The sequence below is a fragment of the Rhodococcus sp. P3_B8 genome (genome assembly GCF_056402775.1).
In genome coordinates this window covers 1-7,793 of record NZ_JBFUGT010000303.1, presented here as the reverse complement: position 1 = coordinate 7,793, position 7,793 = coordinate 1, and the positions used below count along the sequence as shown (strand labels likewise).

Below are 7,793 nucleotides of genomic sequence, written 5' to 3'. Positions count from 1 at the left end.
CTCGAGGTCCTCCGCCGCCTGCACGCGCGGGTGGGTGATCGCCTGGTGCTGATCTCCGTCGGCGGCATCGAGACCGTCGACCAGGCGTGGGACCGGATCCTGGCCGGGGCGTCCCTCGTGCAGGGTTACACCGGATTCATCTACGGTGGGCCGTTCTGGGCACGCCGCATCCACAAGGGGCTGGCCCGGAAGGTGCGCGAGGCCGGCTACTCCTCCGTCGCCGATGCGGTCGGCGCAGGCGCCGTGCGCTGACACCGACCGCACACAGACAGGTGGCCGGCGAATCCGAGGATTCGCCGGCCACCTAAGTCTTTCCGGAGCTACCGGGCTACTGCTCGTACGTCCCCTGGATCTTCGCGCGAGCGATCGCATGCGAGAACAGGTTGAAACCCAGGAACGCCGGCGTCGAATCGGCCGTGACCCCGTCGAGGGTCTCCACGTCGAGCGCGTGGACCACGAAGATGTAGCGGTGCGGACCGTGTCCTTCCGGCGGTGCCGCACCGAGGAAGCGACGCAATCCGGCGTCGTTCTTCAGCGTGATCGCACCGCTCGGCAGCCCGGTTCCGTCGTCGTCGCCTGCACCGCTCACCAGCGTGGTCGTGTCGGCCGGAATGTTGGCAACAGCCCAGTGCCAGAATCCGGACGCCGTCGGCGCGTCGGGGTCGTACACCGTCACCGCGAAGCTCTTGGTCTCGGCGGGGAATCCCGACCACGACAGCTGCGGTGAGTTGTCGTAGCCGCCGGCGCCGAAGATTCCGCTGACCTGTTCCTTGTTCAGCGGCTGCCCGTCGGTGACGTCGGTGGAGGTCAGCTCGAAACTCGGCAGGTCGGGAAGTGCCTCGTACGGGTCGTGTGACATGCGGTTCCTCTCTTGTCGCGTATCGGTTCTCGGATCAGCTGTGGAGCAGAAAATGTTCCAGCACGCGTGTACCGAACAGTAGTGCGTCGACCGGTACCCGTTCGTCGACACCGTGGAACAGCGCGCTGAAATCCAGGTCGGCGGGCAGCTGCAGCGGAGCGAACCCGAAGCACCGGACGCCGAGCTTCGCGAACGCCTTGGCGTCGGTTCCACCCGACAGCATGTAGGGCACGGTCCGGGCACCGGGATCGTGCGCGAGGATCGCGTCGTTCATGGCGTCGACCAGATGCCCGTCGAACGTCGTCTCGTAGGAATCGAGTTTCGTGATCCATTCACGCTGGACGTCCGGCCCGATGAGCTCGTCGACCGTCGCCTCGAACTCGGCCTGCCTGCCGGGCAGGATCCGGCAGTCGACGACGGCCTCCGCGGTCTGCGGGATGACGTTGGCCTTGTAGCCGGCCGAGAGCATGGTCGGGTTCGCGGTGTCGCGCAGGGTGGCACCGATGATGTTGGCGATGGTGCCGAGTTTCGCGAGGGTGCCGTCGAGGTCGGGCGACTTCGRGTCGAAGTCGAGTCCGGTCTCCTCACCCGCCGCTGCGAGGAATTCGGCCACCGAATCGGAGATGACCAACGGGAAGGTGTGCGCACCCAGCCGGGCGACTGCCTGCGCCAGGATGGTGACGGCGTTGTCGGTGTGCAGGAACGAACCGTGCCCGGCCCGGCCCTTGGCCGTCAGCCGCATCCATCCGAGGCCCTTCTCGGCGGTCTCGACGAGATAGAGCCTGCGGTCGGTGCCGTCCGGTCGCGGAACGGTCAGGGAGAAACCACCGACCTCACCGACCGCTTCCGTCACACCCTCGAACAGGTCAGGGCGATTCTCGACCAGCCACTGGCAGCCGTACTTGCCACCGGCCTCTTCGTCGGCGACGAAGGCGAACACGAGATCGCGGGGAGGAACGATTCCCTCGGCCTTGAACTGGCGGGCCACCGCCAGGATCATCCCGACCATGTCCTTCATGTCGACGGCGCCGCGACCCCACACGTATCCGTCCTCGACGGCTCCGGAGAACGGGTGGACGCGCCAGTCCGCCGGCTCGGCGGGAACGACGTCGAGGTGGCCGTGCAGCATGAGGGCGCCGCGGTCGGGGTTCGACCCCTTCAGCCGCGCGAATACGTTGCCGCGGCCCGGTGCACCCGACTCCACGTACTCGGTCTCGTAACCCACTTCCTGCAGCTGGGCCGCCACCCACTCCGCACACTCGCGTTCGCCCCTCGTCGTGGCGAGCTCTCCGGTGTTGGACGTGTCGAAGCGGATCAGTGAACTGACGAGATCCACGACTTCGGCTTCGGCGCGACCCTGGCCTGGGGTTTCCTGTGTAGTTGGCACTCCACTTTCCTACCACCGCAGCAGCGGAAACGCTCAGGTGAGAGGGGCGATTTGGGCCGTGGCGGTTCATCGGTTAATCTTTTGCAGCACCCAGGAAATGGGGGCAAGCAAGTCCGAGTGGCGGAATGGCAGACGCGCTAGCTTGAGGTGCTAGTGTCCTATTAACGGACGTGGGGGTTCAAGTCCCCCCTCGGACACTCTGAGTTGAGACAGACGAAAAGGCCCCGGTTCATCGAACCGGGGCCTTCTTCGTGAGAGGGCGAAGTTCGATGGGTGAAACAACGACGACGATCGATCCGTCGGAGCTCGAGATCTGCTTGAAGGTTCTCGATCAGGCGGCGGAACTCGACGACGCGGATCCCGATTCCGTCACGGTCCAGCGCGCCGTCGGTCACCTCTTCAAGAAGTTGAAGAAGCGCAGGCGGATCGCGGCCCGCGACGCCGTCTCCGAGGCCGACCGTCAGGTCGTCGCCGCGACCGCCACGGGTTCCCCCGATCGAATCGACGACGAGACCGCAGGCATCCCCCTCACGTCGAACGCCGACGGCGCGTCCGCGGGCACCCTGATCCGGCCCCGCCCGTGCTACATCTGCAAGCAGCGGTACACCCGGGTCGACGCCTTCTACCACCAGCTGTGCCCCGACTGCGCGGCGACGAGCCGCGCCAAGCGGGACGCGCGCGCCGACCTCACCGGACGCCGGGCGCTGCTGACCGGCGGCCGCGCCAAGATCGGCATGTACATCGCGCTGCGGTTGCTCCGCGACGGAGCCCACACGACGATCACGACACGCTTCCCCAACGACGCCATCCGCCGGTTCAAGGCGATGGAGGACAGCAGCGAGTGGATCCACCGGCTGCGCGTCGTCGGAATCGATCTGCGCGACCCGGCGCAGGTCGTCGCGCTCGCCGACTCCGTTGCCGCGCAGGGCCCGCTGGACATCCTGATCAACAACGCCGCGCAGACGGTGCGACGCTCCCCCGGCGCCTACAGCGCGCTCGCGGATGCCGAGTCCGGTGCCCTTCCCTCCGGCGACCTGCCCGACGTCCTGACGTTCGGCAAGACGAGCGACGCCCACCCGGCGGCACTCGCCGGTTCACTGTCCGACGTGTCCGCGATGGCGGGCGCCGCACTGTCCCCCGACGCGGTGAGCTCACTTGCGCTGGTCGCGAAGTCGGCATCCCCCGATCGCATCGACCAGGGTCTGGCGATCGACGCCGGCGGACTCCTGCCCGACCTCGCGCACACGAACAGCTGGGTCCAGACGGTCGAGGAAGTCGACCCGATCGAGCTGCTCGAGGTGCAGTTGTGCAACTCGGTCGCCCCGTTCATCCTCGTGTCCCGGCTGCGCCCCGCGATGGCGGCGGCAGGCGCCCGCCGCAAGTACGTGGTGAACGTCTCCGCGATGGAGGGCCAGTTCAGCCGCGCCTACAAGGGCCCGGGGCATCCGCACACCAACATGGCGAAGGCCGCGCTGAACATGCTCACCCGCACCAGCGCCAAGGAGATGCTCGAGGACGGCATCCTCATGACCGCGGTGGACACCGGGTGGATCACCGACGAGCGGCCGCATTACACCAAGATGCGCCTGGCCGACGAGGGTTTCCACGCCCCCCTCGACCTCGTCGACGGCGCCGCCCGCGTCTACGACCCCATCGTCCAGGGCGAGCAGGGCGTCGATCTGCACGGCTGCTTCCTGAAGGACTACGAGCCCTCACCCTGGTGATCGAACACAGCTCGGATCCGCCTACGAGAGCATCGACACAGCCGGAGCACTCTCCGGCACGGGGATAATAGGGGTCGTACCGATACCTGCAAATGGAGGCGCTTCATGGCGATAGCCGTTGTCCACCGAGACAGCCCGGAAGGCCGGGCGGCCATCGTCCACGCCGCCCGCGAGGCTGTGCAACGACGGGAACAGCTGCTCGTCCTCCACGTCCTCGACGACGACCCCGGGCAGGACGCCGAGTCCGACCGGTCCGCCTTGCGCGCCGAGATCCAGGCGACGCTCGAGGGCGGCGGGGTCGGCGAGTCGTCGTGGGAACTGCGCACCAACGAACACGACGGAGATCAGGTGAGCGCACTGTGCGCGCTGGTCGACAGCAGCGGTGCGGATCTGCTCGTCGTGGGTACCCGGCGCATGTCCCCGATCGGCAAGTTCCTCCTGGAACGGTGGCTGCAGCGCCTCCTGCTCGAGGTCGACATTCCGATCCTGGTGGTCAAGGAAGACGTGCGCGGCACCGCCTGAGCCCGTTACCCGGCGGACCCGGCCGGGCGACGCCTACGATGGCGTAGGGGGAACTTCGGATGTCAGGGGTGCATCGATGGGGAACGTCTTCTTCGAGGTCGTCGCCGACGCCACTGCCGTCGCGCACCTGATCTTCATCCTCTACGTCGTGTGCGGCGGGTTTCTCGCCTGGCACTGGCCGCGCACCATCGCCCTCCACCTCGCCGCGGTGGCCTGGGGATTCACCGGCCTCCTCGTCGGCATCGACTGTCCGCTGACACACGTGGAGAGCTGGGCCCGGGTCCGCGCCGGGCAGGACCCACTCCCCTCGTCCGGGTTCATCTCCCACTACCTCACCGGGGTCGTCTACCCGGAATCCGCCGCGGGAGCGATCCAAACTCTCGTCGCGCTCGGCGTCGTCACCTCGTGGGTCGGCTACGTCGTCCTGCGCCTCCGCACCCGCGTACCCCTCGCACCCACCCACCCCGGTACCGGAGTCTGAGCTCCCGCTTCCCTACCGCCGAGTAGGGTCGTGCCATGACAGACAGCGCACGTGAATTGGATCTCGTCGTCTACGGGGCCACCGGCTTCGTCGGCACACTTCTCGCCAACTATCTCGCACAGCACGCCCCGGACGGCGTGCGGATCGCGCTCGCGGGGCGGACAGCCGCCAAACTCGAAGCGGTGCGGTCCTCGCTCGGTCCGCGCGCGGCGCAATGGCCCCTCATCGTCGCGAACTCCGACGACGCCCCGTCGCTCGCAGCCCTGGCGGGACGCACCCAGGTGGTCGCGACGACGGTCGGGCCGTACGCCAAGTACGGACACGCCCTCGCGTCGGCCTGCGCCGAGGCGGGCACCGACTACGTCGACCTCACCGGAGAGGTGCTGTTCGCCCGCGAGAGCATCGACGCCAACCACGATCGGGCCCGCGAGACCGGCGCCCGGATCGTCCACTCCTGCGGGTTCGACTCGATTCCGTCCGACCTCGGGGTGCACGTCCTGCACGAGAAGGTCCGGGAGGACGGCGCCGGCGAACTCACCGACACCACCCTGGTGGTCACATCTGTGCGCGGCGGCGTCAGCGGCGGCACGATCGATTCGCTGCGCACACAGGTGGACGTGTCGAAGAAGAATCCGGCGTCGCGGCATCTCGCGGCGTCGCCGTACTCGCTGAGCCCCGACCGCTCGAAGGAACCGGACCTCGGCAAGCAGTCCGACATGAGCGTGGTCAACGGCAAGGACATCGCACCCGGCCTGAAGGGGTGGAAGGCCCCCTTCTTCATGGGCCCCTACAACACCCGGGTCGTGCGGCGCAGTAACGCGCTCCGCGACTGGGCCTACGGTCGCGAATTCAAGTACCGCGAGGTCATGAACGTCGGAAGCTCCCCGATCACACCGGTGATCGCGGGTGCGGTGGCGGCCGGCCTCGGCGCGTTGATCGTCGGAATGGCCCTCCCGCCCACCCGGTACGTCCTCGACCGCGTTCTGCCCTCACCGGGCGACGGCCCCAGCGAAGAGGCGCAGCGCAAGGGCCACTTCACCATCGACGTGTACACGACCACCACCACGGGCGCGCGCTACACGTCGCGGGTGAAGGCGAAGGGCGACCCCGGATACAGCGCCACCGCGGTGATGCTCGGCGAATCCGCGCTGAGCCTCGTCCTCGGCGGCGATGCACTGCCGGATTCGGCCGGTGTCCTCACCCCCGCGACGGCACTCGGCGACGTCCTGGTGACACGGCTGCGCGACGCGGGCTTCGAGATCTCTGCGCGAAAACTGTGAGCGGTTGGGCGCGTGTGAAGATGACACGCGCCCACCCCTCCAGCTAGTGTCGAGCCTTGTGCGCGGACGGCCGCGCACGCGACGAGAGATGTGGGAGTCCGAGTGAACGGCACGAGCGCGCAGGCAGGCCCCGCGGCCTCGCTCGCCCTCATGCCCTTCTGGCCCTCCCGCCGAGGCCATGCCTTCGACCAGGGATGTTGCTGACCAGCCTGCTCGCTGGTCTTTGCTGCCCTGACGGTTCGCTCTCTCGGTCGGAGTCTCGATGTTCAAGCTCTTGATTTTCACGCTGGTCGGCGTGGGTGCCCAGCTGGTCGACGGCGCTCTCGGCATGGCCTTCGGCGTGACTGCGACCACCCTGCTCGTGTTCAGCGGCGTCGGACCGGCACACGCCAGCGCAGCAGTGCATTTCGCCGAGGTCGGCACCACGCTCGCCTCCGGCGCGTCGCACTGGCGGTTCCGCAACATCGACTGGGCCCTCGTACTGCGCCTGGGTGTCCCCGGCGCCATCGGCGCGTTCCTCGGTGCGACGGTGCTGTCCCAGTTGTCGACGGCCGCCGCCGTCCCCGTGACGTCGACGATCCTGCTGGCGATCGGTGTGTACGTCCTGCTCCGCTTCTCGATCCGCCCTCCCGCCGTCAACGACGCCCGGACGTCGCCGCACACGGCGAAGTTCCTGTCACCGCTCGGCCTGTTCGGTGGATTCATCGACGCGAGCGGCGGCGGCGGCTGGGGGCCGATCACCACCAGCACGCTGCTCTCGCGCGGCAAGACCGCACCGCGCACCGTCATCGGTTCGGTCAGCGCGTCGGAGTTCCTGGTGTCCGCCGCGGCCAGCATCGGGTTCATCTTCGGTCTCGGCAGCGACTTCTTCGACAACATCCCCATCATCGCGGGGCTGGCTCTCGGGGGCATCATCGCCGCACCGCTCGCCGCCTGGCTCGTCAGCCGGGTGCCCGCGACCCTTCTGGGTACCGGTGTCGGCGGCATCATCATCATCACCAACGCGCAGAAGCTGTTCAAGACGTTCGACGTCACCGGTGTCGCCGCCACCCTCGGGTACCTCGCTCTCGTTGCGGTGTGGGCCGGACTGCTGGTCGTCGCCTGGCGTCGTTCGCGTCTCAGCGCGGCAGAGGCCGCAGGCGATCTGCACCGGATCGACGCCGAGAACGACACGCCCATCGAGTCGGAGGCCCCGTCTCTGGAGCCGTCCACCGGCGAGAAGGCCTGACCTCACTTCCCGCCCTCACCTCGGGGCGATCCTCCGCCGAGCATCTGCCACACCGCATCCTTACCAGCGGGTAACATTGGCTGCGGTTCATGGCACCCGTCCGGTGCTCCAAGTGCGGAACAGTGAGGCATTTCATGACTGAGMGTGTTGAGGTCGGCGGTCTGCAGGTCGCGAAGGTGCTCTACGACTTCGTGAACGAGGAGGCGCTGCCGGGGACCGGGGTGGACGCCGACGGGTTCTGGTCGGGTGCGGCCAAGGTGATCGACGAGCTGGCGCCGAAGAACAAGGCCCTGCTCGCCACCCGCGACGACC

The 7,793-nt window shown here is 68.1% G+C and carries 8 protein-coding genes, 1 tRNA gene and 1 pseudogene; 8 read left to right on the top strand and 2 right to left on the bottom strand.

Annotated elements, in window-relative coordinates:
* A pseudogene (locus tag AC1D1G_RS38170) lies at positions 1-252 on the top strand (quinone-dependent dihydroorotate dehydrogenase); the annotation flags it as partial.
* Between the two features lie 76 nt (positions 253-328).
* On the opposite strand, the gene AC1D1G_RS38165 reads toward AC1D1G_RS38170, so the two are convergent.
* The gene (locus AC1D1G_RS38165) at positions 329-859 is read right to left on the bottom strand and encodes a YbhB/YbcL family Raf kinase inhibitor-like protein (protein WP_005243092.1); all 531 of its coding nucleotides are present in this window, start codon (positions 857-859) and stop codon (positions 329-331) included.
* Positions 860-893: 34 nt separating this feature from the next.
* Entirely contained in the window at positions 894-2,246 is a 1,353-nt protein-coding gene (locus tag AC1D1G_RS38160) for a M20/M25/M40 family metallo-hydrolase (protein WP_477956178.1), read from the bottom strand.
* A 111-nt stretch (positions 2,247-2,357) separates the two neighbouring features.
* Here AC1D1G_RS38160 and AC1D1G_RS38155 point away from each other — a divergent pair.
* The 7 genes from AC1D1G_RS38155 to AC1D1G_RS38125 all read left to right on the top strand — a co-directional run.
* Positions 2,358-2,443, top strand: a tRNA-Leu gene (locus tag AC1D1G_RS38155).
* A gap of 72 nt (positions 2,444-2,515) precedes the next feature.
* Complete coding sequence (locus tag AC1D1G_RS38150; RefSeq protein ID WP_280780028.1) at positions 2,516-3,970, top strand: SDR family oxidoreductase; 1,455 nt, start codon at positions 2,516-2,518, stop codon at positions 3,968-3,970.
* 105 nt (positions 3,971-4,075) lie between these two features.
* Positions 4,076-4,492 carry a universal stress protein gene (locus tag AC1D1G_RS38145; RefSeq protein ID WP_009473568.1) on the top strand — a complete coding sequence of 139 codons (417 nt, stop codon included), beginning with the start codon at positions 4,076-4,078 and terminating at the stop codon, positions 4,490-4,492.
* A gap of 76 nt (positions 4,493-4,568) precedes the next feature.
* Entirely contained in the window at positions 4,569-4,973 is a 405-nt protein-coding gene (locus AC1D1G_RS38140; RefSeq protein WP_283354456.1) for a DUF2784 domain-containing protein, read from the top strand.
* Between the two features lie 35 nt (positions 4,974-5,008).
* Positions 5,009-6,253, top strand: coding sequence for a saccharopine dehydrogenase family protein (locus AC1D1G_RS38135; protein ID WP_283354457.1), 1,245 nt, complete (start codon positions 5,009-5,011; stop codon positions 6,251-6,253).
* A 262-nt stretch (positions 6,254-6,515) separates the two neighbouring features.
* Complete coding sequence (locus AC1D1G_RS38130; protein ID WP_037229417.1) at positions 6,516-7,481, top strand: sulfite exporter TauE/SafE family protein; 966 nt, start codon at positions 6,516-6,518, stop codon at positions 7,479-7,481.
* A gap of 134 nt (positions 7,482-7,615) precedes the next feature.
* Positions 7,616-7,793 (top strand): hypothetical protein (locus AC1D1G_RS38125; RefSeq protein ID WP_477956179.1); only part of this gene is annotated, 178 nt, incomplete at its 3' end.

Coding starts and splice junctions, on each gene's coding strand:
- AC1D1G_RS38150 (WP_280780028.1), top strand. CDS start 2,516: ATGGGTGAAACAACGACGACGATCGATCCGTCGGAGCTCGAGATCTGC.
- AC1D1G_RS38145 (WP_009473568.1), top strand. CDS start 4,076: ATGGCGATAGCCGTTGTCCACCGAGACAGCCCGGAAGGCCGGGCGGCC.
- AC1D1G_RS38140 (WP_283354456.1), top strand. CDS start 4,569: ATGGGGAACGTCTTCTTCGAGGTCGTCGCCGACGCCACTGCCGTCGCG.
- AC1D1G_RS38135 (WP_283354457.1), top strand. CDS start 5,009: ATGACAGACAGCGCACGTGAATTGGATCTCGTCGTCTACGGGGCCACC.
- AC1D1G_RS38130 (WP_037229417.1), top strand. CDS start 6,516: ATGTTCAAGCTCTTGATTTTCACGCTGGTCGGCGTGGGTGCCCAGCTG.
- AC1D1G_RS38165 (WP_005243092.1), bottom strand. CDS start 859: ATGTCACACGACCCGTACGAGGCACTTCCCGACCTGCCGAGTTTCGAG.